The 25,235-nt window shown below is 52.0% G+C and carries 19 protein-coding genes; 8 read left to right on the forward strand and 11 right to left on the reverse strand.

The window, feature by feature from the left end:
* Positions 1-251 precede the first annotated feature (251 nt).
* Positions 252-2,876 (forward strand): alanine--tRNA ligase, encoded by a 2,625-nt coding sequence (gene alaS / locus B036_RS0113245; RefSeq protein ID WP_020569204.1) that lies wholly within the window; start codon positions 252-254, stop codon positions 2,874-2,876.
* 75 nt (positions 2,877-2,951) lie between these two features.
* On the opposite strand, the gene B036_RS0113250 is transcribed toward alaS, so the two are convergent.
* From B036_RS0113250 to B036_RS0113265, 4 genes are all read right to left on the reverse strand, one after another.
* Positions 2,952-3,662: a porin family protein gene (locus B036_RS0113250; RefSeq protein ID WP_020569205.1), complete on the reverse strand. Its 711-nt coding sequence runs from the start codon at positions 3,660-3,662 to the stop codon at positions 2,952-2,954.
* A gap of 147 nt (positions 3,663-3,809) precedes the next feature.
* Positions 3,810-4,934, reverse strand: coding sequence for a carboxynorspermidine decarboxylase (gene nspC / locus B036_RS0113255; RefSeq protein ID WP_020569206.1), 1,125 nt, complete (start codon positions 4,932-4,934; stop codon positions 3,810-3,812).
* 139 nt (positions 4,935-5,073) lie between these two features.
* A complete protein-coding gene (locus tag B036_RS0113260) occupies positions 5,074-5,829 on the reverse strand; it encodes a LytR/AlgR family response regulator transcription factor (RefSeq protein WP_020569207.1) in 756 nt (251 codons plus the stop codon).
* 138 nt (positions 5,830-5,967) lie between these two features.
* Positions 5,968-7,101: a sensor histidine kinase gene (locus B036_RS0113265; RefSeq protein ID WP_083926202.1), complete on the reverse strand. Its 1,134-nt coding sequence runs from the start codon at positions 7,099-7,101 to the stop codon at positions 5,968-5,970.
* Positions 7,102-7,326: 225 nt separating this feature from the next.
* Here B036_RS0113265 and B036_RS0113270 point away from each other — a divergent pair, with 225 nt between their 5' ends.
* Positions 7,327-7,698, forward strand: a complete 372-nt coding sequence (locus B036_RS0113270) for a four helix bundle protein (protein WP_020569209.1) — start codon at positions 7,327-7,329, stop codon at positions 7,696-7,698.
* A 69-nt stretch (positions 7,699-7,767) separates the two neighbouring features.
* On the opposite strand, the gene B036_RS0113275 is transcribed toward B036_RS0113270, so the two are convergent.
* Positions 7,768-10,179, reverse strand: coding sequence for a TonB-dependent receptor (locus B036_RS0113275; protein ID WP_020569210.1), 2,412 nt, complete (start codon positions 10,177-10,179; stop codon positions 7,768-7,770).
* Between the two features lie 400 nt (positions 10,180-10,579).
* Complete coding sequence (locus B036_RS0113280; RefSeq protein ID WP_020569211.1) at positions 10,580-11,734, reverse strand: hypothetical protein; 1,155 nt, start codon at positions 11,732-11,734, stop codon at positions 10,580-10,582.
* Between the two features lie 248 nt (positions 11,735-11,982).
* Here B036_RS0113280 and B036_RS0113285 point away from each other — a divergent pair, with 248 nt between their 5' ends.
* Entirely contained in the window at positions 11,983-12,612 is a 630-nt protein-coding gene (locus B036_RS0113285; protein ID WP_020569212.1) for a CPBP family glutamic-type intramembrane protease, read from the forward strand.
* 148 nt (positions 12,613-12,760) lie between these two features.
* Positions 12,761-14,194, forward strand: coding sequence for a T9SS type A sorting domain-containing protein (locus B036_RS0113290; RefSeq protein ID WP_020569213.1), 1,434 nt, complete (start codon positions 12,761-12,763; stop codon positions 14,192-14,194).
* A gap of 86 nt (positions 14,195-14,280) precedes the next feature.
* On the opposite strand, the gene B036_RS0113295 is transcribed toward B036_RS0113290, so the two are convergent.
* Positions 14,281-15,279 carry a long-chain-fatty-acid--protein ligase gene (locus B036_RS0113295; protein WP_020569214.1) on the reverse strand — a complete coding sequence of 333 codons (999 nt, stop codon included), beginning with the start codon at positions 15,277-15,279 and terminating at the stop codon, positions 14,281-14,283.
* A gap of 107 nt (positions 15,280-15,386) precedes the next feature.
* On the opposite strand from B036_RS0113295, the gene B036_RS0113300 reads away from it, so the two are divergent.
* On the forward strand, positions 15,387-15,881 hold the full coding sequence (locus B036_RS0113300) for a hypothetical protein (protein ID WP_020569215.1): 495 nt from the start codon (positions 15,387-15,389) through the stop codon (positions 15,879-15,881).
* 137 nt (positions 15,882-16,018) lie between these two features.
* Here B036_RS0113300 and B036_RS0113305 read toward each other — a convergent pair whose 3' ends face one another.
* Positions 16,019-16,849: an alpha/beta hydrolase gene (locus tag B036_RS0113305; RefSeq protein ID WP_026231956.1), complete on the reverse strand. Its 831-nt coding sequence runs from the start codon at positions 16,847-16,849 to the stop codon at positions 16,019-16,021.
* Between the two features lie 36 nt (positions 16,850-16,885).
* On the opposite strand from B036_RS0113305, the gene B036_RS0113310 reads away from it, so the two are divergent.
* Entirely contained in the window at positions 16,886-19,891 is a 3,006-nt protein-coding gene (locus B036_RS0113310; protein WP_020569217.1) for a CHAT domain-containing protein, read from the forward strand.
* Positions 19,892-19,911: 20 nt separating this feature from the next.
* Here the strand turns inward: B036_RS0113310 and B036_RS0113315 are convergent, their stop codons facing one another.
* Both B036_RS0113315 and B036_RS0113320 read right to left on the reverse strand, forming a co-directional pair.
* Positions 19,912-20,574: a hypothetical protein gene (locus B036_RS0113315; protein ID WP_020569218.1), complete on the reverse strand. Its 663-nt coding sequence runs from the start codon at positions 20,572-20,574 to the stop codon at positions 19,912-19,914.
* A 32-nt stretch (positions 20,575-20,606) separates the two neighbouring features.
* Entirely contained in the window at positions 20,607-21,152 is a 546-nt protein-coding gene (locus tag B036_RS0113320; protein ID WP_245557468.1) for an RNA polymerase sigma factor, read from the reverse strand.
* A gap of 668 nt (positions 21,153-21,820) precedes the next feature.
* Here B036_RS0113320 and B036_RS0113330 point away from each other — a divergent pair.
* Entirely contained in the window at positions 21,821-22,936 is a 1,116-nt protein-coding gene (locus tag B036_RS0113330) for an OmpA family protein (protein WP_026231958.1), read from the forward strand.
* Positions 22,937-23,443: 507 nt separating this feature from the next.
* Here the strand turns inward: B036_RS0113330 and B036_RS0113335 are convergent.
* Complete coding sequence (locus tag B036_RS0113335) at positions 23,444-24,163, reverse strand: polyprenol monophosphomannose synthase (RefSeq protein WP_020569221.1); 720 nt, start codon at positions 24,161-24,163, stop codon at positions 23,444-23,446.
* 190 nt (positions 24,164-24,353) lie between these two features.
* Between B036_RS0113335 and B036_RS0113340 the strand changes: the two genes are divergently transcribed.
* Entirely contained in the window at positions 24,354-25,169 is an 816-nt protein-coding gene (locus tag B036_RS0113340) for a hypothetical protein (RefSeq protein WP_020569222.1), read from the forward strand.
* Positions 25,170-25,235: the final 66 nt, after the last annotated feature.

Consider the following 25,235-nt stretch of genomic DNA (forward strand, 5'->3'; position numbering starts at 1 on the left):
GGCCCGGATACCGCCTAAAGGCTTTAAACCTTCACGGCCTGAAGTCCGGGCAACTTTGCACCTGCGGCCCCGCCACCAAAATCACTGTATCAGCGAGGTTAAAAACACCGACGAATTCCTCCAGCCCACAGCAACCAATTGCTCCCACCAAAACATTATCTTTGCGCGCCCAAACGGTAGTCTTGTGGTCTGGTAGTCTTGTAGACGGGCCACCTACAAGACTACCAGACCACCAGACTAAAAGACTACCTATGACTTCCGCTCAAATTCGCCAGGCCTACCTAGACTTCTTCCGTTCCAAAGACCACAAGATCGTGCCTTCGGCCCCGATCGTGAACAAGGACGATCCCAGCCTGATGTTTACCAACGCGGGGATGAACCAGTTCAAGGATTACTTCCTGGGCGATAAAACGCCCGACCGCCGCCGGATTGCCGACACGCAGAAGTGTATGCGCGTGAGCGGCAAGCACAATGACCTGGAAGACGTGGGCCGCGATGGTACCCACCACACCATGTTTGAGATGTTGGGAAACTGGTCGATCGGTGACTACTTCAAAGAAGAAGCCATTGCCTGGAGCTGGGAGTTTTTGACCGAAGCCATGGGCCTCGACCCCGAGTGCCTCTACGCCACCGTCTTCGAAGGTGCGCCCGACGAAGGGGTACCGCGTGATGATGAGGCCGATAAGTACTGGCGCAAAGTCCTGCCCGCCGACCGCATTCTGGAAGGCAACAAAAAAGACAACTTCTGGGAAATGGGCGACACCGGCCCCTGTGGCCCGTGTACTGAGATTCACTTCGACACCCGTAGCCGGGAAGAACGCGCTAAAGTCTCTGGTCGTGACCTGGTGAACGTTGACGACTCCGGCGTCGTCGAGATCTGGAACAACGTATTCATCCAGTTCAACCGCAAAGCAGACGGCAGCCTCGAAAATCTGCCCGAAAAGCACGTCGACACCGGCATGGGCTTTGAGCGCCTCTGCATGATCATGCAGGGCAAGGAAGCGACTTACGATACCGACGTATTCACCCCACTCCTCCGCGAAATCGAACGCCTTACCGGCAAGACCTACGGCGGCTCTTACGCTGACGATGCCAAAGCAGACATGGCCATGCGCGTCATCGTTGACCACCTACGGGCCGTTGCTTTCACCATTGCCGACGGGCAGCTGCCGGGTTCCGGTGGTGCCGGCTACGTCGTTCGTCGCATCCTGCGCCGGGCCGTCCGCTACGCTTACTCCTTCCTTGACCAAAAGGCACCGTTCATCAATAAGCTGATGAAGACGCTGGTGCAGGAAATGGGCGATGCCTTCCCCGAACTGAAACAGCAAGAGCAGCAGATCACCCGGATCATTGAGAGTGAGGAAAAATCGTTTCTCAATACCCTGGAGAACGGATTAACCCGCTTCGCCAACCTCGACTCCAAAGAAGGCGTCATCGGTGGTCAGGACGTCTTCGAGCTCTACGATACCTTCGGCTTCCCGATCGACCTCACCCGCCTGCTGGCAAGTGAGCAAGGGCTGACCATTGACGAAGACGGTTTCAACACTGCCCTCGCCGAACAAAAGGCCCGCAGCCGCAAAGACGCCGCCAAAGAAGTCGGCGACTGGACCGTCCTTTCCGACGAAGACAGCCAGTTCATCGGTTTCGACTACCTCTCCGACGCCGGCGCGAAAATCACCAAGTTCCGTACCGTGAAGGTGAGGGACAAGCCACAATACCACGTCGTGCTGGACCGCACGCCCTTCTACGGAGAAAGCGGCGGCCAGGCCGGCGATACCGGTAGCCTCAACGTAGGCGGAGAGACCGTTTTCGTGACCGACACCATCAAGGAAAACGACCTGACGGTACACATCGTCAATAAGCTGCCGGAAAATCCGGACGCTGACGTGTTCGCCCAGGTAAAGGAAGCTGAACGCCAGGCCACCAGCCAGAACCATACAGCGGCTCACCTGCTGCACGCGGCGCTGCACGAAGTGCTGGGTAAACATGCCATTCAGAAAGGCCAGGATGTCCGCGCTAAGCGCGTCCGTTTCGACTTCAGCCACTTCGATGCCGTTACGGCAGAGGAGTTGGTGAAAATTGAGAACCTGGTGAACGAGAAAGTTCGGCAGAACATTCCCCTGATCGAACGTCGGGATGTGCCGATCGCCGAAGCCAGGACCTCCGGTGCCATGATGCTCTTCGGAGAAAAGTACGGCGATGCCGTACGCATCATCACCTTTGATCCCGACTTCAGTTCGGAACTTTGTGGCGGTACGCACGTAAAGCACACCGGCGAGCTTGGCCTGGTTAAGATTACGGGAGAGAGCAGTGTCGCTGCCGGCATCCGTCGGATCGAGGCGGTAACGGCCGAGGGTGCGCAGGCTTACGTAGATGAGCGCCTTGGAACACTTTCTGAAATCCGCGAATTGCTTAAGGGTTCCAGCAATCCCGTCAAGGCAGTTGCGGCTCTGCAGGACGAGAACCGCAGTCTGAAAAAAGAGATTGAAAAGATGCAGGCGGCCCAGGCCGGCGACATAAAAGGTGACCTACAAAAGGCCTTCGAAGTCGTCAATGGCGTCAACTTCCTGGCGGCCAAAGTGCCGCTGTCGGATGCTGCGGCCATCAAAACCCTGGCCTTCCAGCTGACGGGAGAGCAGGAGAACAGTTTCGTCCTCCTCGGCTCCGAAAACGATGGCAAGGCACTGCTGACGCTGGCCCTATCCAAGGACCTCGCCGATAAAGGTGAGCTGAATGCCGGAACTATGATTCGTAGCCTCGCCAAGCACATTAAAGGTGGTGGCGGCGGCCAGCCGTTCTTTGCTACTGCGGGGGGGAAGGATCCTGGGGGGCTGGAGGCTGCTTTGGCTGCTGCTAGAGTTGAGTTAGTGAAGTAGTGAGTCACTGAGTTGCTGTCGCAACTGCCGTTCGCGGCGCTGCGCTTACTCACCTCAGGTGAACGAGCGCAGCGGCTATAAGCTGTACCGGAGACCAAGACCAGTTGACCAGGCCCGATCTTCCAGGTTGATGCCAAAAAGAACCTGAGCGTTCAGCGTAAGGATAAGACGATCACTTATCGCCCGCTCCAGGCCTGCGGAGACGGGAATGAACATTGCCGATTTTTTCTCCGTCGTGAACCGTTCAATTACGGTTTGCGCCACACGGTCAGCACCGAAGTCGACGTCCAACTCGTAGCGGTAAAAATGGCTACGGGTGGTATAAGCTACACCGGTGCCGAGGTAAAACTGGTTAGCGGCAACGTTCAGTAGCCGGTAGCGCACGTTAATTCCTGCGGTCAGTACCTTCATTTCATTATCAGCGGGTGCGGTAAATGTTTGCTCTACGGGATTGACATCACTTACGCCAAAGCGGGTAAAATCGTTTTCGTAGAGCGTCCCCTCGCCAAAAAGATAGTGTAGGACAGGGTTGATCTGCCAGCGTTCGCTCAACTGATAATTGAGTCCGAGCGACAGGTAGGGCAGCAAATCACTTTCGGCTACATTCCCATAGAAGCGGTTGAAATCACGGCCCTCAATGGAGTAAAAGACTTCTTGAAAATCTGAAAAGGTAGTGTAAGAACCAGCCCCAGCCTGCACCTCAAGAGAGAATTTGTCACCGTTTTGAGCCGTAATGAAATTTCCGAAGCAAAAGAAAAGAAGAAATAGAACAATTGGCTTATGCATGGCAATGGGTTTTGATGTAATTACAGGTTCTGACTCCCATAATAAGATACTCCCTAAAAGCCTGGCAAAAATTTAGCATAGTTTAACGACGGTCCGGCATGATTCTAAAGGTTTTTTAAGGGAAATGACCTGTCGGATCTAGGGTAGTTACCCCATCCGCCCCTCATAATCCTCGTAAGTAAACGACCGCCGGTGGGTCACCTCCCCGTGCGCATCAATGATGCAGATATCCGGGTGCGGCACGCCGTTAAACATCGTTGTTTTCACGGTGGTGTAGTGGGCCATGTCCTCGAAGAGAATAGTATCTCCGGGGCGGACGGGCTGTGGGAAGTAGTATTCCGCCAGGTAATCGCCAGCCAGGCAGCTCATACCGCCGAGACGATAGGCATAGGGGAACTCGGGCTTGGCCTCTTTGCTGGCACCACGGATGTCCGGACGGTAAGGCATCTCCAGGGTATCTGGCATGTGGCAGGTGAAGCTGACGTCGAGCATCAGGGTACGGTAGCCGTAGTTATCGACAATATCCAGTACGTTGCTCTCCAATGTACCCGTTCCCCAGAGGTGGGCGCTGCCGGGCTCCAGGATGACCTCCAGGTGTGGGTAGCGCTGGCGAAAATCCTGTAGGCTTTTGATCAATAAGTCTGTATCGTAACCATCTTTGGTCATCAGGTGACCACCGCCGAGATTGAGCCATTCCACTTGCTCCAGATAGTGGCCAAACTGGGCTTTGACGCGCTCGATCAGGGTGGCAGTATTCTCTGCCGTGGATTCGCAAAGGGTGTGAACGTGGATTCCTTTTAGTCCCTTGGGCGGCTTAGCCGGTAGGTTGGGCAGGGTTTCCCCCAGTCGGCCGTGTGGGTCGGCCGGGTTGTAGAGGTCCGTCTCTACCGGACTGTACTCGGGGTTGACGCGCAGGCCAACGTTGGTGCCGAGGCGTTCCCAGGTTTCGCGGTGGCGCTCCAGCTCCGTTAGCGTATTAAAGGTGAGGTGGCCGGACATCTCAGCAATCTCGGCAAATTCATGCGGTCGATACACCGGCGCATAAACATGAGGCGGTTTTCCGAAATGGTTTTTGATTAGTTTCGCCTCGTTCAGGCTGCTGGCCGTAGCACCGGTCAGGTACTCCGCAAAAATGGGAAAGGCCGGCCAGTAAGCAAATGCTTTCAGGGCCAGGATGATGGTGACATCAGCAGTACTGGCAACGTCGGCGATGCGCTCCAGGTTTTGGCGAACTTTGTCTTCGTAAATGCGGAAGGTTGATCTATTGGTCATTGGGGCTAATTGGTCGTATTCGACTATTGGTCTCTTGGTCTATTGGGGTCAGTTAAGACGGTCATGCAAAGAAACACCCAAACGGGCCAATAGTCCAATAGTCCAATAGTCCAATAGTCCAAAATACTAATAGACCAATCTACCTTCCCAGCCATTCCTTAAAACTCTTCACCCGCGGCCGGCTGACGATATTTTCCAGTTCGCCTTTGGGAGAAAGCGCCAAGACCAGGCGGTGATTGAAGTAAGGCTGTGCCTTCAGAATCCCTTCTACGTGCACGATTTGTGCGCGGTTGATGCGCGACCAGTCCCGGGGGTCGACTTCTTCCTCGATCCGATCGAGGGTTTCGTCCAGGAGGACGCGCTGACCGGTGGCGGTCAGGGCGAAAGTCAGCCCGTCGGAAGAATAGATTTGGCGAAGGTCGGCGACCTTTACCGGCAGCCACTCCTGCCCTTTTTGGGCCAAAAATCGTTCGCGGTAGGTGGGCTGTTTTTGGTGAATGAGATGGGCAAGTTGCCCCCAGTCGGGTTGTAGCGCAGGGCGTTGCAGGTGCTCTAATTTGGAGAGGGCGCGTTCCAGTTCTATCGGATCGATGGGCTTCATCAGGTAATCGATGCTGTTGACGCGGAAGGCGCGGACGCCGTACTGATCGTAGGCCGTCGTAAAAATGATCGGGCACTCACAGGCTACCTGTTCCCAGATACTGAAACTGAGCCCATCGGCCAGGTGGATGTCGCTGAAGATTACGTCCGGATGTGGCTTTTCTTTCAGGGCGCGGACGCAGGATGCAATGGAATCGGTAGAGAAAGCAATGTTTAACTGAGGCCGCACCTCCGCCAGGAGCTTAGTCAACCTGCGGAGGGCTGGTGGTTCATCTTCTATTATCCAGGCAGTCATTCAGATTTGCAATTTTAAGATTCAATATTTAGAATTTATCATTTGCCCGGAGGACAGGCTTCCGCACGTACGCAAGGAGCAGAAAACAGGGGTAAGCAAATTTTAAACATTGAACGTTAAATCAAACATGTTCAATTGCTATGCCGTAGCTGCCCGCCGCACTTGCTTGACCGGGAACACCGGAATACTCACTTCAAACCGTTCGTCGGTTTCGGTGATTATTATGGGGTCTTCGGTCACCATTTCGTAGCGGGCCTTTAGGTTCTGGTGGCCCCAGCCGGTAGAGTTTAGCTGTTGGCTGGTCCGCAGTTGTAATTCATTGCTAACGGTGATGCGGTTTCCCGCCAGCACGATGTCGATTCGCAGCGGAAATTCGTGACTTACTACATTGTGCTTGATGGCATTCTCTACCAGTAGCTGTACGGAGAGTGGTACCACCCGGTAGTTACGAAACTCAGCCGGCAGGATCAGTGCCTGCCCTTCTCCTTCACACTGCACCGGCGTCCCCGCCCCGAAAGTCCAGCAGACACTCAATTTATCTTCAAAGCGCGTTTGCATCAGGAATACATAGTCCTGCAACGCCCGCACCTCTTCCTCCAGCGTGATCAACTCCTTGTGCCGCCACTCGAGGATGCGCCGGTAAACTGACGACAGCCGTTGGGTAAACAGGGTTGCCTTCCCGGCATCTTCGGGGATAATGTTGACCAAAGTATTAAGGCTGTTAAACAGAAAGTGGGGATTCATCTGCTGCTTCAGCACCGAGAGTTGTGCTTGCATGTTGTCCTTAGCCAGGCGTTCCTGCACCAGCAGGCTTTCCTTGAATTTCGTGAAGAAGTAGATTCCCTCATACATCGCCAGTACCATGACCACCAGAGTATAAGCCATCACGATTTTATAAGAAAGTGGCGGATCCGGAATTCCCTGCTCCGGCAAGACATTCTTTAACACAGGCTCCACCAGTGCCGACATGAGCACCACTATGATCGCCAATACTCCCAGCGTAGCGACGATACGCTGGGCCGTTTGGTGTTGCTCGGGCAGCCTGCGACGAAAATTTAAAGTCGCGAGCCGGCCAACAACCCAGTATAAGGTCGTGAAGGTTAGAGATATTCCATAACAATTGGCGCTCTCCCACATGCTGATTCCCGGAGTGGCACCTCCGAAGAGGACGTTGCCAATACCCGCCAATGGAAAAATACCTACCAGCATTACACACAGGTCATCGAAACCCAGGTATTTGATGCGTTCGGCCTTGGTGAAGAATAGTTTCATACGGGTTGCAAGTTTCAGGTTGCAGGTTGCAGGTTTCAGGTTGCAAGTTGCAAGTTGCAGGTTGCAGGTTGCAGGTTGCAGGTTGCAGGTTGCAGCCAATTTTAAACTTAAAAGTTTGTTTTTAAAATAAAAACTATATTTACACAGCGACAGCACTTATCAAATCTTTTTTTATAATCTCCTTTCACTCTCTGTCGTGTTCTCATAATATCCAATTTCCAAAAAATGGCACGTTCATATCGTGACCTTGAAGTGTACAAAGTCTCCATCGAGTTATTTTACAGAACGCATCAACTTTCATTAAGACTACCAAAGTACGAGCTATTCGAATTAGGAAGCCAACTTAGGAGGTCTTCTGACAGCATTAATTCAAATATCGTAGAAGGTTACGGTAGAAAAGAATACAAGAAAGACTTTCTCCGGTTCTTATCCATAGCACGTAGCAGTCATGATGAGACCGTTAATCATTTGGTGAAGATTTGCAGATTGTATCCTGAGTTCAGCGAGGAGACTGACACGTTGATTGCAGAATATGAAACGCTTGGTAAAAGGCTTTATAGCTTCCATCAATACGTCTTGAAAGATTGGCGATCTTGACTGTCCCAACCTGCAACCTGCAACTTGCAACCTGCAACTTGCAACCTGAAACCTGCAACCTGCAACCTGTTAAAACTGAACCCGGTACTGAAAATCCGGAAAGAACCCTGATTGATACACCGTATTCACTTGTCCGGTGACTGGGTTAAACCGTTCCTGAAAGACGTTCTCACGATTCGTCAGGTTCTGAAAATCAATGAAGAAGCTCTGGCTCAATTTCTTTGTGGGGCTATTTAGCTGGAAGCCAAACTTCAGGTCCATCCGGAAGTAATCCGCGTACCGTTCGCTGAAGGCGAGGCTTTCGTCCCGAATATCCGTCTGAAATTCCCGACTTGTCTCCAGGTCAACCGGACTATAATAACGGCCGCCGCTCCCCGTAACCCTGGCATTGATGGTAAACCGGTGCTGTTTATTTTTTCCGAAGGCCCATTCCCGGCCAGCCAGGAAGTTAGCCACGTAGTTGTTATTGAAAGCCGTATTGCGTTCTACACCATCGCTGCCTTCATACCTACTCTCGAAGAGCGAGCTGGTAAAGAGCAGGTACCAGTTTTTGGCAAAATAGTGTTCCAGGGTAACTTCCACACCGTAGTTACGTCCGCTGCCTTCGTTGACCAGGCTTCCCCGCTCGGGGAAGACGAAATCGGCACCAGCGTTCAGGACGGAAAAGGAAGAAGAAAAGTTATCAACGGGGATATCCGTAAGGTTTTGGAAGTAAACTTCCGTCTTCAGGCGCCAATTAGGCGCAAAGGCCAGGTCACCGCCCAGGACGAAGTGATCTGCCAGCAGAAAACCCAGGTTTTGGTTGGCATCCGGGCTACCGGTGGTTACGTCGCGGAAGAAGAAGACGGGCAGGGCAGGCGTCTGTGCGTGCCGGCCATACCCGGCGTTAAGGGTCAGTTTATCGGTTGCCTGGTAGCGGAGACCGAGGCGGGGTTCTGCGGCAAAGGCTTCGGATAAACTAAAGTACTGCAGGTGCAGACCGGCATTCAGGGTGGTTTTGGTTCCGATCCGGTACCGGGCTTGCCCGAAAGCCTGATACAAACCGAAAGCACCGTCAAAGTCACGGAGGCGATCCAGGTCCTGCACCCCGTCTTCGTCGCGGTCGGGTTGCCCGTCCCGGTCGTCCACCAATGTCGTTAAGCCGATGGATTCTGCCTGCAGACCAGTCCGGATGGTAAGGCGGTTACTAAGCTTACTGTTCAAGTAAGATTTGATGCTGTAGCGGGTGGTGTTATCGTCCACATCGGTAAAAAGCAGGCCATCTCCTCCTTCGTCGTTGAGGGCAAATTCCTGAAATTCGTTTCCTTGTACCGAGCCGCTGATGATGGTCCGCAGGTAGGTATTGTCCCCCGTGATCAGGTTGTGGCGCAAACCCAGTACGCCGAAATAGCTGTCGGCGTAGGCGTTCCGATCGGGGTTGGCGAATAAATCGGTTGAATCGATCTCCGTACCCCGGAAATCAATATTGCTCGTCCCCCCGATGCCGAAGAGGGAAAACTTACCTGCCTTGGAATTTCCAAAATCGATGTTGAAAGTAAGGTCGCGATAGTCTGGCGTAGCGGCGGTCCCGATGGGGATACCGATGGCTTCGGCGAAGCCGACAAAGCTGTTGCGGAAGCTGACGACAAAGTTGCCCCTCCTTTTGTTGAGCGGACCTTCGGCCATGGCCTCCAGGCCGGAGAAGGTGCCAAGTTGGGCCATAAACTCGTAGCGATCCCGGTTGCCCTTGCGTAACTGGAGGTCGAAGACCCCACCGATCGCATTGCCGTATTCTGCGGCAAAAGCAGAAGTAGCGAAGTCAGAATTCCCGAGCATATTTGGATTCAGGGCGGAGACCGGGCCGCCGGTAGTTCCCAGGGTAGAAAAGTGGTTCGGGTTGGGGATCGGTATACCCTCCAGTTGCCAGAGCAGGCCGGTGGGAGAGTTACCACGAATAACAATGTCGTTGCGGCTATCGTCGGAGGTCGCCACACCCGCCAGGTTGGTGGCCATTCGGCTTACATCTGCCCGACCACCGGCGAAGCGGTTGACGCTTTCTGCGGTAAAGGTCTGGCTGGAGACCGTCGCCATCTCATTCATCGCTTCCCCGGGCCTCGTTTTCGCCGTCACGGTTACGGCGGCCAGTTCAGCGATGCTTTCTTCCAGACTCAGGTTCAGAATCACCTCCTTGCCCGTCGTCACCATCACGTTCGGGAGGTTCCGACCTTCGTAACCGAGGTAACTCAGCCGGAGGGTATGGCGACCTGGTGGGATGTTCTCCAATCGGAACTGGCCATCGAGATCAGTCGTAGTACCCCGGGTAGGTTCCACCGTCAACAATTCAACGGTAGCGCCAATGAGGGGCATTTCCGATTGTGCATCGGTGAGGTAGCCCTTGATGGTTTGCGCGGACAGGCTGACGGCCAGCGCCAGCATAAATATAAGGGTGAGAATAAGTTTGCTGATCAGGTTGGCCTGACTAATGGAGTTGAATAGTGGCATCTTTGGGGTTTTCGTTGCCACAAATAAGCAGGGGGCGGGGCCGCAGGTGCAAGGAGGGGTTGGGTGAAGCGTCGTTATTACGGGGTGAGCTGTTTTTTTAACCACTAAGGCTGTCAGGGCACTAAGCGCTACACTAAGGAGAAAAGAAAGGCAACGTAGTTTTTCAACCATATAAGGGCATTAAGAACACTAAGCACTACACTAAGAAGAAGGAAAAAGAAGCTAAAAATATCAAGCTCGAGTAGATCCAGTAGCAATCAGATAAACTTTTGTCCGGCTTCGCCAGACCAAAAGAATTTGTTGGACGGCCTTACCGCCCGTCCGACGGATGCTTTCCTGTTTGCGACGTAGAAACAGAAACGGGAAAGTCCGTCTGACGGGTCTTGGGACCTATATCTCGTTACCTGCCTGCTGAGTTTGACAAGTACTCCAGTTCCTTCAGTTTCAACTCCTCCAGTTCTTCCTGTTCCAGCTCTTCCGCCGTTGGCGGGAGCAATCGAAACTGCTCCCGTCCAACCTCAATCGGCCAAGTCTTTTCGTGCATACCTCCGGTGATCGGATTGGGGACCAGCAAAAAAACTTCCCACTCGTATCCAACACGCCCACTTATCCCGGTGGCGGGCAGATCGGTTTCCGGCCAGGGCAAAACAGCTTCATACAGGTGCCCCTCTCGACGGGATACCTCCCCGAAAGGAAATATTTTCCGATACAGGGTCTTTCTTTCCTTTGCCTCCTGCTCTCCATTCTTAACTACAAAGTGCTCTATAAACCGGTATCCTACCATTGCTTTTTTCAGCTGGCCGTTCCCCCGGTCAAGAATCCGGAGTCGTAACCGGCCGTCTCTCAACGGCTGAATTTCCATCGGCGTCATTTGGAAGACACTCAGCCGAACCAATAGCCAGCCAATGAACACCACTAGTATAAGCAGGGGCATTACCAGCCAATCTTCAAAATCTTTGCCGATCGCTCCGGCGGCCATAAAGGCAATCGTAAAAATAAAAGGAACCAGAAAAGCCACTGTCAAAAAAGACGAGACATCAATCAAATCAATGGGCAACTCTTGCGGAGCCACCACGTAGGTACCTTTACCGTATTTAACCCAGATCTCAAAAGAGGTGCCATGCCTTGGATCTCCGGTAAATACCTGGGAGACCTTTGCTATAAAGCTCTGGTCATATTGCCCAGCGTCGTAATCCAGGAATACCCTCAACCTCCAATAAGAATTTAAGGCCTCTCCCTTATAGCTGGGCCGGGGAAACCTATAATTTATTTTTACCGGAAACTTATACAATTTCCCTTCTTTGAGGGTTTCCGGCGTCGGAAAATGAATTGTCTTTGCCTTTATCGTAGCCGTCTCCAATACACCTTCTATAATGTAGTCCAGATGGAGGACGATATGCCTTAACTCCATGTCTTTCAGAGGAGCAACCAATATTTCTCCCTCCAATCGGTCTCCCAGAAGGTAAAAACCGCCCGCTGTCAACCCCGACAATCCCAGACCTACCTCAGCTTTTGCCTGGTCTCCGGTAAAAGCATAAGGAGTTTGAGGAGTCATACTAGGTTCTCAGTTGTTGAAGATAGGCTTTTGAAAAAAGTTGCTTTATCTGCTTCCATTTGTAAATATGTATAAGTACGACAACTACGGCAAGTGTTCGAAAACTATTTTTTTACGCTGGTTTGTAAATATGTATAAGTACGACAAAAGCGATAAGTATCGGCAATTTACTTTTCCTCCAAATAACTCTAAGAATCATTCGTCGAAAACCTCCTGACCATCCCGGTCATCCTTTCCATCTTCGGCATATGCAAATCTCTAACCGCACCCGCTTATATGAAATCATCGCCGCCGCACTCACCGGAATCGGCAAAGTCGTCTTTATCAACCTAATCGACTTGCGGCTCCCCTACATCATCCTTACCATAGCAGGCTGGCTGGGCTACGTCATTTACCGGTACCGGCAGCAGCCGGAGGTCATAAAATACTGGGGCCTGGGGACAAATAACTTCCGTAAATCTTTTCTTCAACTCCTGCCCGTTGCCTTGGGCTGCATCGCGCTATTCGTGGGCATCGGCTTCTATTTCCAGACGGAGGTACTCGATTGGAGCCTGCTGCTGATCCTTCTCCTCTACCCCATCTGGGGCATCCTGCAGCAGTTTCTGGTGCTGGGCATTTACAGCCGTAACCTGGCCGACGGCTGGGGCGGGCAACGGTCTGAAGCTGTGGTCATCGGCCTCACGGCGGTACTTTTCGCCATCATTCATTATCCTTCCCCGATGCTGATCGGGGCGACCTTCCTGCTGGCCATCGTTTATACCTGGCTGTTTTTGCGGGGGAGCAGCATCCTGGCGCTGGGCATTTACCACGGTTGGCTCGGCGGGGTATTCTTTTATACGGTATTGGGTCGGAATCCGTGGTTGGAGGCTTTTGGGTAGGTGATAGTTGGGGCGCGGCCGCAGGTGCAGTGACCGACTTTAACAAACAGCCAACCGGGACAACCATTCTCACTGCTCCTTAATTCCCCATCTTTGCACCTGCGGCCCCGCCCCGAAAACATTCTACCCAAAAACCAATTATTACGATATGAAAAAAATATTACTCCTTCTTCTGGTTTGCTCCACGGCCTTCGTCTCCGCCCAGGAGGTAATTTCCGCCGAGGTACAGACGCCAACATTTGCGGCAGTTCTCAACATCGTTCTGCCCATCAACGTAACTTATAACGTAAAAAACTATAAGATAACTTACACTACCGTTGACGCGCTTGGACAACCCGATACCGCAACCGGTCTGTTGTGCGTACCCGACAACAACGACTTCGTCTGGCCACTGGTCATTTATAACCACGGCACTATTGCCAGCCGGGACCTCGCCCCAAGTGTGGAAGGCGTGTTGGAACGCATCCTTATTCAGGGCTTTTCGGCCAGCGGCTTCATCGCATTAGCCCCGGACTACCTCGGTCTGGGCGGCAGCGACGGCCCCCACCCTTACCTGCACGCCGACTCCGAAGCCAGCGCAGGTAAGGACATGATCATCGCCGTAAAAAAGTGGCTCGATGCAGAAAACATCCGGGAAAACGATCAGCTCTTCATCACCGGCTACAGCCAGGGCGGGCATGCCTCCGCTGCCCTTCACCAGCGCCTGGAAATGGATACCGACGGGGAACTGCAGGTTACCGCTGCCGCACACCTATCGGCACCATTTGATATTTCCCCGCCGTCTCCGCTACTGCTTGGACTTACCAACGTACCCCCGGTTTCCCTCTCCTTTTTTACCCACACCCTCATCAGCTACAACAGCGTTTACGGCCTGTACGGTAATGGCAGTGCAGACAGCCTTTTTGTGGAACCTTACCTGACCGAAGTCAACCGTTTCCTTACTGAGGAAATTGACCTGTATGAGATGGGCAATGAATTGGATGCCCTGTTGCGTGAGAACAGTCACGTTGCTGGTCAGATGTTCGTCGAGCAATTCGTAGAAGATGTTCTGGACGCTGACCCTGCGCTGTTCAATGCTTACAACGCCAACGACGTTTTCGACTGGGCGCCGCAGTCTCCCACCCTGATCTACTACTGCAACGCCGACGAAACCGTTAACCCCGCCAATTCGATTCTCGCCGATGCTACCATGCGCGCCAACGGTGCTACCGGCATTGTACTGGAAGACGGTGGGGCACTCAACCATGGCGACTGCGCCGTTCCTGCTGCCGTTCGTGCCCTGATGTTTTTCCAGGCGGAGGCCAATACCTACCCCGTCAGCCTCGGCACTCCGGCCTCCCGGCCGGAGCTGAAACTCGTCCCTAACCCGGTGGCCGCAGGCCACGCCATCCAAGTACAAGGGCTCTCCGCTACGCCCCGGCCATATGTTATCTACGACATCTCGGGCCGCCGTGTCCTTGATGGCTCCACCACTTCTTCTGGCAACATCAACCTACCTGAAGCGCTGCCTAAGGGATGGAATGTGCTTCGCGTTGGATTGGAGGACGGGACTTCCGTTGTTCGGCGGTTTTTAGTTCAGTAGTTCATAGTTCAATAGTCGGCTGCCGCAAGGAAGGAACGAGCGGAAGCGAGCATTACCGTGCGGCAGTCGACGATTAAACTATTCAACTACAGACTATGAACTAACAAGTTACACCCCCGCACATCACTGGCATCCATTCTGCCCAGCACTTCAAAGGTACCGTCGGCGTTTACTCGTCCGAGATCATCCGTGGCGATGAAGCTGATGGTGTTCAGGTTAGCGAGGTCGATGAGGTTCAATGCACCGGTTTTGCCGGGAGCGGTTGCGGTTAGCGGATCGGTAATTTCCCGGGTTGTTGCCCGCAGCGTTGGTGCGGGATAGAACAGCCCTGCCTCAGGCGCATAGGCCTGGCTCAGCAATTCGGTCATTCCGTATTCGGAGTGAATATTTTTCACGTTGAAGGCTTCGGACAAAGTACCGTGTAATTCTTCTCTGGTCATCTCCCTGCGGCGGCCCTTCATGCCCCCCGTTTCCATGATGATGAATTTACTAAGATCACCGGGGTAGGATTCCGCCAGGTCCAGCAGGGCAAAGCTGACCCCGATCAGCAGAGGTGCCGGCCCTTCATGGTGCGCCTGGATCCAGGTCAGTCTTTTCTGCAATGCGGTTAAATCGTCAAGAAAGAACCCGGAAAGTTCGTGTCCTGACTGGCGGATAAAATCGTCGGCCATAAAGACGAGACTGGAGCCCGTCCGCTCGAGGTACGCGGGTAGCAACGCTAATACGGGGCGATCTTTCAGCGGTCCATATTGAGTATTGAAAGCTTCGCGCGCATTAGTCCGGTACCATTCCTCGTTACGCAACGGATGACGACTCGTGGTACTACCCGTTGTCCCGCTGCTGCTGAACGTCCGAACCGGTTCCCACTCCCCGCTACGCAGGGTGTAGCGTTTAAATAATGCGATGGGTAAGTACGGAATGTCTTCCATCCGGCGAACGGATACGGGGTCTACGCGCAACAATTCAAGGAACTGCGCGTAAATAAGGTTGTGCTTTGCCTGGTACTGAAAAACATCCAACGCAATGGTTGGGAAGGTGGCCGGGCTGACGGCACGGATGCGTTCCGGTAATTCGCCACGCTTCATTTACAATGATTGTTGAACTGGTTAGGTAATTTAGAGAAACCTTGCATCTAAATACCGACAAAACTTCTTAAGGTTGCTTTCCCACCAAACAAACTAACCGACTAACCATGCGCCCTATCCTGCTTTTTCTCCTCCCGATGGTTTTCTTCGCCATTTCCTGCGTTAACCCGCCGGAGTTTCCGAACGAGCCCGTGATCACTTTTGAGTCGTTGAGCAAGACCCAGATCTATCAATTCACCAACGGGCCGCTGGACAGCATCCAGATTCATTTTTCGTTTACTGACGGGGATGGCGATCTTAGCCAGCTCGATTCCGGTGCCGTTGATGTGTTCCTGACGGATAGTCGGCTCGGCATTGCAAATCCCTTCCGTATTCCCGCGATCCCCGCTGAAGGCACCGGTAATGGCATCAGTGGAGACATTTTCCTCAACCTGATCAATACCACCACGATCTGCTGTATTTTCAACAACTTCTTTTGCGCCGAAGATCCTGCTTTGCCGATCGATACCCTTTCCTACACCATCCAGATTAAGGACCGGGCGGGGAATATGAGTAATATTATCAGGACGGACGTGATTGAGATACTTTGCCTGGGGCAATAGGCTTTGCGGGACCGTAAACGGGAGCATTTGGGCGGGGCCGCAGGTGCCAGGGAAAGGGCGAAGCAGCAAGGGACCAAGGCGATGTTCCTCCGGGGCTGGCCAAGGAGGCGCTACTGTGGCGCATAGGTCTCCTGCCTCTATTTCCTTGCTCCTATCTTCTTTTCCCCTGCACCTGCGCACCCGCCCAAAAACTGGGCTACTTCTTCCGCACCGACCCCACCAAACATCCAACGGCCACTATCCAGGTGTGTCCCGTCGGGAATACACAGGAGGTTAGCGGCGGCGTTCTTTTCAAGCAGTTGCTCGTGAAATTTTTCTGAATGTTGGAAAGCCACCGTTGCATCCGCCGTGCCGTGCAGTAATTGCCACTGCAGGGAAGAGGGACTTCCTTCCCTTAGTCGGGCATAAGGGTCAAGATGGGGATACCGGCCAAAAACCTTGCCTGGCTGCAAATCACTCAGGCAAAGCGGTCCCGCACAGAGCAACGCTTTTTCCGGACCACTTTGCCAACCTCCCTGTTTCCACCATTCCGGATGTAAGGCCATCAGTGCCGCCAAATGTGCTCCGGCGCTGATTCCGCCTATGTGGAGGGCCTTTACTTCGTTAGGATCGGCTGGCACCAGTTGGGTGATGGCCGCCCGGCAATCTGCCACGATCCGGTCAAGGCCCACCCTCGGTGGCCGGCGATAGGATGGCAGCACGACGGTAAAGCCCAACTTCAACCAGGGGATGGCCGCAGGTATGAAGGTTTCCGGGCGGCCAAACGTCCAGGCACCGCCATGAAAATAAAAAGCATACTTGTCGGGGCCAGAGTTGGCTCCCCGAACAACCACGGCATATTGGCGCCGGTGTTTGCCGTAATGCACTTTTTCTTCCGTGATGTCCATCTCTGCCCGTGCGGACCTACAGGCCGACCAATAGGCCGGCAGACCGAACGTATTAAAAAGCAATGTGTTACGATAATTCATGCCCCTGAATACCTTAGCTTTACGCTGCCCTACGCTATGAAGTTATCTTCACTTTTACAACGCTTCCCTTACGTAACCCTGCTCCTACTGTTTGGTTGCTTGTTCCCTTCGATATCCGGTCGGGCGCAGACTGAAGTGCCTGCTGAGGAGCGTTTATCGGAATTAAAAAATTTGTACGCCGAACGGGCCTATACGGAAGCCGTCGCTGCCTTTCCCGGCCTACTATCAGCACTAAACAAGAGCTCCGACTTTTCCACGCTTGCCGAGGCGCGGCTTTACTATGCAGAGTGTTTGTTTGAAACGCAGCAGGAAGATAAAGCCCTCGAATATTTTTCCCGGAGCTACCAGACGGTCATTGACCATCAGTTGGACTCCGCCGAGCTTGATTATTTCTACCTGATCTTACAGGGGCTTGCGGCGTCGAATTCCCCCGAATCTGCTACCGGACAGCAGTGGTACCGCCGCATGGGTGCATACATCAATACCTTTTTGCCGAACGACCGAAAAGCGAAGGCAGACTGGGCTTTTGCAGAGAGTAGCCTGGCCTATTACCGCGGAGATTTTCCGAAGGCGGTGCATAAACTGGAAACTTCTCTGGCGCTTGGCAAGGAAGTTTACTCAAAGCTGGATTTCTACGCCATTTACAATAACCTGGCCAGCATTCATGCCGAAAATAACAACTTTGGTCTTGCCCTGAGCAATCAGCGGCTAGCCACCAAGTATGCGCATGGTCCGGTAAGCAAGGCTGAAAACTTATTGAATGAAGCCACTATCCAGACGGAACTTCGAAATGATGAAGAAGCACTAAGAATACTGGAGCAGGCGGAAGACCACATCAGCAATGAATTACCGGACAATTCGGCCATGTGGCTTAGTCTTTTCCACGATTACAGCTATTTGTACAATCAGCGAAATGATTTCGCAAGCTTTGATGTTATTAGAAAAAGAGAAGCCCTCTTTCTGGCAAAGTACCCCGAGCACCTGCAAACCATACCATACCAGCGGTACTGTAATTACGAGGCCAGTTACTACGTCCGGCAGGGGGACTATGAAAAATCTCGGGTCTGGCTACAGCGGGCGGAACAAGCCGAAGCTACGGGTGGTTTTGATTGGGGGCTGTATACTTCCCGACTGCTCATCCAGGCAAAATTATGGGGAAACATCGACCAATTTGACCGGGCGGCTTTCAATTTTTATTTACTGCTGGCCTTTAAGACCAGTGAACAGGTAGATTATAACGCCCCTGATCGGGATATCCACCGAAACTTCCTGGCCGACAGCCTACCCGCCACGCTTCAGGTGATAAGCTTATTGAAGGATCGGGCGGCCCTTTATGCCCGTTGGGGTTTCAAGGAGGCCGGAATAGGTTATGACACCATAGCGCTTCGCGAAATTCATTTGGCAGATCAACTGCTGTTCAGGGCGCGGGAGCAAGTCGACCAGTCGGGCCGAAGGCGGCTTTTTGATGAAGTGAGTGCCGAACTGCGGAAAATAGAGGTAGGCATTTACTGGCGGCTTTACCAAAAGGAGCCTTCAGACTTTGAGCTGAAAAAGGCCATCAACGCCAGTGAGCAGATTAAGCACCTGAGCATCAGCGAAAGGCTGTGGCACGATAAAGAGGACATCAAAGAAAAGATACCAGCTGAATTGCTCTCGCAAGAGCGATCATACGCACACTTACACGATGATTTGATTCGACGACTCCGGGCCTCCGGGATATCAGAGCAGGAGGTGAATGACATTGGGAACCAGATACAGTACGTACGAAAGACAAGGAAAAAACTACAAGACACCCTTCAGCAGATTGCCCCTGCTTACGTAAGAGAACGTTATTTACCACAGGAGATCAGCCTTAAGAGCTTGCGCGAAGAAGTCCTTTCGGAAACTGAGGTGATGCTTCACTTTGTAGATCAGGACAGCTTGGTATACCTGATAATGATTGGCCAGGAAACCAAAAATTTCCTTCGTATTCGCCTGCCGGAAAACCTAAGTAGCAGTATCCCCAGGCTAATCGAAGACATGCGAACGCTGGACACGGCCGTCTACCGCCAATTACACGATTTTCATCATTTACTGATCACCCCAATCGCGGAGGACCTGGTTGGTAAAGACATTGTCCTCGTGCCTGATGGTTACCTTAATTACCTCCCGTTTGCTGCGTTACTTACGGATACTCCACCTCCTGGATCTGGTCCAATGGACTACCCTTACCTTCTACGGAATCATGAAATCCGACATTTATTCAGCACCAAATCGGCCCTCCTCGCCCCCTCGGTTACAAGAGCCATCAGGCAGCAAGCGACGTATCGAGCTGCGGCGTTTGCCCCCTTTACCAATGGTGGTAATGCCAGGTTCTCTGCACTACCGTTCAGCTTGAATACCGTATTTGAACTTAGGAGCCAGGCAGGAAGTTGGTCCATCCATGAATCTTTGGGGGGAGAAGCTACCGTAGAAGACTTTTTAAGGATGGCGTCAACGGCTAATTTGCTACACATCGGGACCCATGCAGCCATCAATAATGAGTACCCTGAGGAGTCGAGCTTGTTATTTGCTTCGGATCAATCGGCTGGGTGGAGCCATTTGTCTGCAGCAGAGATCCCTAAACTTCGGCTTACTGCCGATTTGGTAGTTATTTCTGCCTGCCAGTCTGCAGACGGACGACTCTACCAAGGACAGGGCGTAGCCAATTTCGCCCGGTCTTTCGCTCTTGCAGGTGCGAGCAATCTCATGGTAAACCTGTGGGAAATAAGGGATGAAACCTCACATTACCTATTGAAAGAAGTCTATGCCGAACTCTACCAACATGGAAAGCCTAAACATCAGGCACTTCGCCAGGCCCAACTAAATTATTTACGGGAACATGAGCCCACGGCTCATCCTGCATACTGGGCGACTATGGTCTATATAGGTAATGGAAAACCTCTGAATACCTCGACCGATAAGAGTGCTTGGTTGATGCTACCGGGGATATTATTGGTAGCCAGTATTATAGGCTTTAGGCTTATTTGGCTAAAAAGGCGGGCTAAAAACGGCAACAGCTAAAGTGCCCGCTAAAGATTAGCTTATGGCAGCACCTTCAACATGCTGGCGGCTCGCTCCCCCAGCCCATCGTCCTTCTCCGCTATCTTTTTAAGCAGAGAGCTTCCGCTTGACAATTCTTCATTATCAATATAGGCCATTGCCAATACGTAACTGATGGTTCGGTATCGGAGGTCTGTTACCGGAGTTAACTGTTGTAACGGTGCCAGCGTCTCGATCGCAGCCGCGGGGTCACGCCCAAGCCATTGGGAGACACCCTGGTAGAAAACGAATATTTCCTGTTTTGGCTGATCTTCCTCCTGTGACAGCGATGAGAAAGCAGCAGCAGCCTGCGTATATTCCCCCTGATGGTAAAGGCTTAGGGCTGTCGCCTCCAGCGATTCCTGAGTAGGTTGATTGACTGCACGCGTTGTGCTAAGTTCATCAGTAGCTATTCGGGTTCGATAATCATCGGCCAGTTGAGCGTAAGCTGGCGGTTGGAGAAAGTACCACCCAAAGAAGCAGAGTAGTAGCAGGGACGCTGCAGCGTAAACCCAGCGCTGGCGACGTCGCCTTGAAGTTGACACAACTGGATGCGCGGCGGCAAGCTGTCGTCGCACCCGATCCCGGGAAGATTCGAAATCAGCGTAGCGCGCTCGACCGGCGGCGTCGCTGTCCTTATGTTGTGGTGGTTGACGGGAAGGCATGGTTAAAGCTTAAAGCGCGTAATAGCGTATATCTATTTGTCAGAAAAGGGATGCTTAAGGCAACGATTTTTCAATATTTTCTTGGCTCCTTTCAGGAGTTTATAAACTTCTTCCGTTGATAAATTCAAGGAAGAGGATATTTCAGGAATTAACTTTCCGTAGATGAAACGTTGAACGATTACCTGACGGTACTCATGTTTAAGACGATAGATTTCCGAAATTAGGACCTCCATCTGTTGATCTTTTTGTGAATTACCAGCTAAACTTTGCTCCTCCTCCAAAGAGAAAGCAAAGACTTCATCATAAAAAACCTGCTTGCGATAGTCGTTGCTTCTGAGGATATCGATAACACGATTACCAGCAACCGTTCGCAACCACGCCTGTACATTATTGATCCGCCTTTTCTTTTCACTAAGTTCGATGAAGAGTTTACTCAACGTCTCCAAAACGATGTCTTCAGCTTGTTGCTGGTGATCAAACAGGTTGCCCACGTAGGCCAGCAGGTCTTCATCATGCCTTTCATAAAGCTCCTTAAAAGCACGTGTGTTACCCTGCTGGCAGAGTGCCTGGAGTTCCACGTCATTCAAGTTGCTATAATTTCGAAACGGCGTCAATTAGATGTTTAGGGTAAGGAAGGCGAAAAAGATGAAGTATACTGAGGTATCTGAAAAGACAAAGCTCAAGAAGCCTAAAATTAAGGCTTAAATAATAATACACCTAAGATAATTTGAAATGTGACAGGCCTAAAGCGCAAAACCGGAGGTTACCATTCAGTTACAGACAAAGCAGGTTTTACTTCCAATAATTCGAGCGAACCGGCCTGAGGATACCGCCTTCCTAAACAGTTTCCATCCACTTTATTGAAAAAAAAGATTAACGCCTCAAACCACTATAAAACAGCCAATTGGATAGAAGTCGAACAATCTTTCTGGAAAATTTTATAAAAGACTTGTCCCCCTAATTGTGACTCTTGTCCCGTTAATGCGTCACATCAGAGCACGATACGCTTTAAGTCAATGTTTTCTTGCCCTTAAAGAAAAGCGTTGATTTGGAGGTAAAGTCTCGTGCAACGATATTTGCAGCGTTATTCCTAAAATGATGTTACTAAACAAGTAGGCAAATTCCTATCTACACTTGCGTCGCAAGTGTGGTTGATGATCGCTTATGGTTCTCATTGAACTTGATGTACTTCAGGAGGGTAATAACCTAAATACTACTCTTTTTAAATCAACAACATCTTATTTCTATGAGACTTACTTTATCTCTTATTACTGCTTTAGTGCTCTCGTTTGCGGGTGTACAAGCCCAGGGTTCCAACCTTCCTACCAATCCGGATCCAAACAAGTGTTACGTTCGTTGTGTAACTCCAGACGTATACCAGACGGAGACTGTACGCATCCAGACAGCACCTGCTTACAAGCGCCTTTCCGTAGTTCCTGCTACCTACAAGACCGTTACCGAACGTGTAATGGTAAAGGAAGCTTACAAGCGCTACGAGTTCGTTCCTGCAACGTTCCGCACCGAAACCGTTTCTTACGAGTCACAGTCAGCTGGTGAAGCCATGAGCGTCACTTCTGCCTCTTTCTCCGATGCTACCGAGCGTGTACTTATCAAGCCAGAATCTGGTGGTTGGGAAACCACTGCCTACGAAGGTTGTGAGTCTGACGATCCTAACGACTGTCAGGTAATGTGTTACCGCACCTACGAAGCTGAGTACCGTACTGTTCCAGTACAGCGCCTCGCTTCTGACGCCAGCAGCAGCACCAGCCGTACGTCTAACCAGACTTCTACTTACACGAAGGAAGTAATCGCTACTCCCGCTGAAGTTCGCACCATCGACGTTGATGCTGTTTACGAAAACATCAGCAAGCGCGTTGTAGACGTTGCTGCTTCTGTGAGCACCGAAACGGTTCCTGCTACTTACACTGAGATCACCAAAGAAGTACTTGCCACCAAAGGTGGCCTGACCAGCTACGAGGAAATCGACTGTGAGCTGCTTAGCTACAACGTTCTCCCCATCAACTACGCTAACGGTAGTGCTGCACTGACAGCTACCAGCCGCCAGGTTGTAGATGACAACCTGCTGAACCTTCTGCGCGAGCGTCCGAACACTCGTATCCAGATCAACTCTCACACCTCCAGCGTCGGTTCTGCCGGTGCTAACCAGGACCTCTCTGAGCGTCGTGCTAAAGGTGTTGCAGATTACCTGGTAAGCCGTGGTATCAACCGCAGCCGCCTGGTAACCCGTGGCTACGGCGAAAGCCAGCTGAAGAACCGTTGTGCCGACGGTGTAACTTGTTCTGAAGCTGAGCACCGCGTCAACCGTCGTACCGAGTTCCGTGTACTGAACGTAGACAACTGATAAACCGGCGGGTTACCGTCAATTCAGTCTTGAAAGCCCCCGACCGCACTGCGCGGTTGGGGGCTTTCTTTTTTAGTCCATCTGGGGAGACATTCGGGCCTCAGCCATCAGGCAAAACGAAAACGAGGGGCCACGCTTAATCCTGCGGATCTGCGGTGGCCCCTCGCTACGAGAGACGGCCCTCCGGGCCTGGGCTGCCGCACAACCTTGCTTTTTTGTCCTTTCCATGCACCTGCGGCCGCGCCTGATTAGTTCAATAGCAAAATAGTCGGAAGCCGGTAGCATCTCTCACCTTATCACACTTTCCTTAGTGTAGCCCTTAGTGCCTCAATGTCTTTAGTGGTAGGGTGTTCAGTATTTCGGGAATACCATAATTTACAATTCATTATTTACAATATGTAATTACCGTGTAACATGCGTGATATGCGTGACGGGAAATTTTAAATTGTACATCCTGAATTGTAAATTGTAAATACTGAACACCCTAGTCTTAGTGGTTACTTTGTATCACCCCTTCCGGAACCGTAAGCTCAGCACACCAACCACCGCTTCTTTCACAATAGAACCGTGCATTTTGCTCGCTCCAAGGATACGGTCAGTAAAAGTAATGGGGACTTCTACAATCCTGTAGCCTAGCTTCCAGGCAGTATGTTTCATTTCGATCTGGAACGCATATCCAATAAACTGGATGGCGTCAAAGTCGATTGCCTCCAGCACCGGGCGCGTATAACACATGAAACCGGCGGTAGAGTCCTTTACTGGCATCCAGGTGATAAGCCGAACGTAAACGGAGGCGCCATAAGATAGCAGTCGGCGATCAATCGGCCAGTTTTCTACCCCTCCACCCTTGGTGTAACGGGAGCCGACGGCTACATCTCCCCCACCCGTTGCACAGGCTTCCCGCAGCCGAACCAGATCTTTAGGATTGTGGCTGAAGTCGGCATCCATCTCAAAAAAATAGTAGTAGTCTGCAGACTTCGCCATGCCCCACCGGAAGCCATCGAGATAAGCCGTCCCGAGCCCAAGTTTCCCGGCACGTTGCAGCAAATGCAGGCGTCCTTCATACTTAACCTGGAGGCCTTTAACGATATCGGAGGTCCCGTCGGGAGAACCATCGTCAACGATCAGCAGATGAAAGGGGTAGGACAGGTTAAAAACCGTGTCGATCATCTTGGCGATGTTCTCCTTTTCGTTATAAGTGGGAATGATTACGAGACTATCGCTCAAGGGAGGCTTGCTTTTGGTTCGCAAATATACGGTCGTCCGGTCATTAACGAGGGCCGACGGGTCCCAGCGCCGCCTTCGCAAATAATTAACAGGTACTGGTGAATGGTTAATCCGTGAAAATGACCGCTCAACGCCACTAAAGACCGCCAATGCCCAAAACCCGTTGGCCGCCCCAAATGTATTTTTTGACATGAGTTCTACACAACGCTTTCTGCTGCTCGCTTTTTCCTTTATCCCCTTTTCTTTTACCATTGCTCAGGGTCCGATCAGTGGCTTCCCCACTCCGAAAGGAGAAACTGCGATTGCCGTCAGTTACAGCCAGGAGGTTTACGACACCTATTTCCTTCCCGACGACGTCTCGGAAAACCGGGACGTAGAAACAATCAGTTATAGCCTTTTCGTGGAAACCGGTCTTTCGGAAAACACCTCCCTGGTGCTGACCTTGCCCTGGATGCGCACCAATGATCGGGTGGGAAGCTTACAGGATGGCTCCGTATGGCTTAAATACATGAACCTGGATAAGCGTGGGGAACACAGCGCCAGTCGTTTTTTTACGGCGGTGGGGTTAAGTCACCCGGTGGGCAATTACGAAACGATCGGAATCGCCGCGCTGGGCCAACGGGCCACGGTATTTCAGGGCAGATTAGCTTACCAGTTTCAGCATGATGACGGGTGGTTTTTGCACGGGCAGACGGGGGTTGACTTTCAGTTTGCACCGGAGGCGCAGTCCTCCTGGCCACTGCTCTTACGCACGGGCTACGGCGGAAAGCTTTTTTACACGGAAGCATGGATAGAGTTCGTTACCGCACTTGAAAGTGGCAGTGGCGTGCAGACGGCGACCGCCGGAACCGGCAGCAGCTGGAACCGGGTGGGCGGTACGCTGTACTTTCCCCTTCAACCCTGGATAGGGCTTAATTTTGGTGGGGCGTGGGTCCTGAACGGGTCTTATATCGGGCAGAGTGGGAGACTGAATGCGGGGGTGGTCTTTAAGTTGGGGGCTGAATAGGTTGCAAGGGCGCTGCGCTCCGGTTGCAGGGGTTGCAGGGCGCTGCGCGCTGGTTGCAGGGTTACA

The sequence above is a fragment of the Neolewinella persica DSM 23188 genome (genome assembly GCF_000373105.1).
GTDB classification, from domain to species: Bacteria; Bacteroidota; Bacteroidia; order Chitinophagales; family Saprospiraceae; genus Neolewinella; species Neolewinella persica.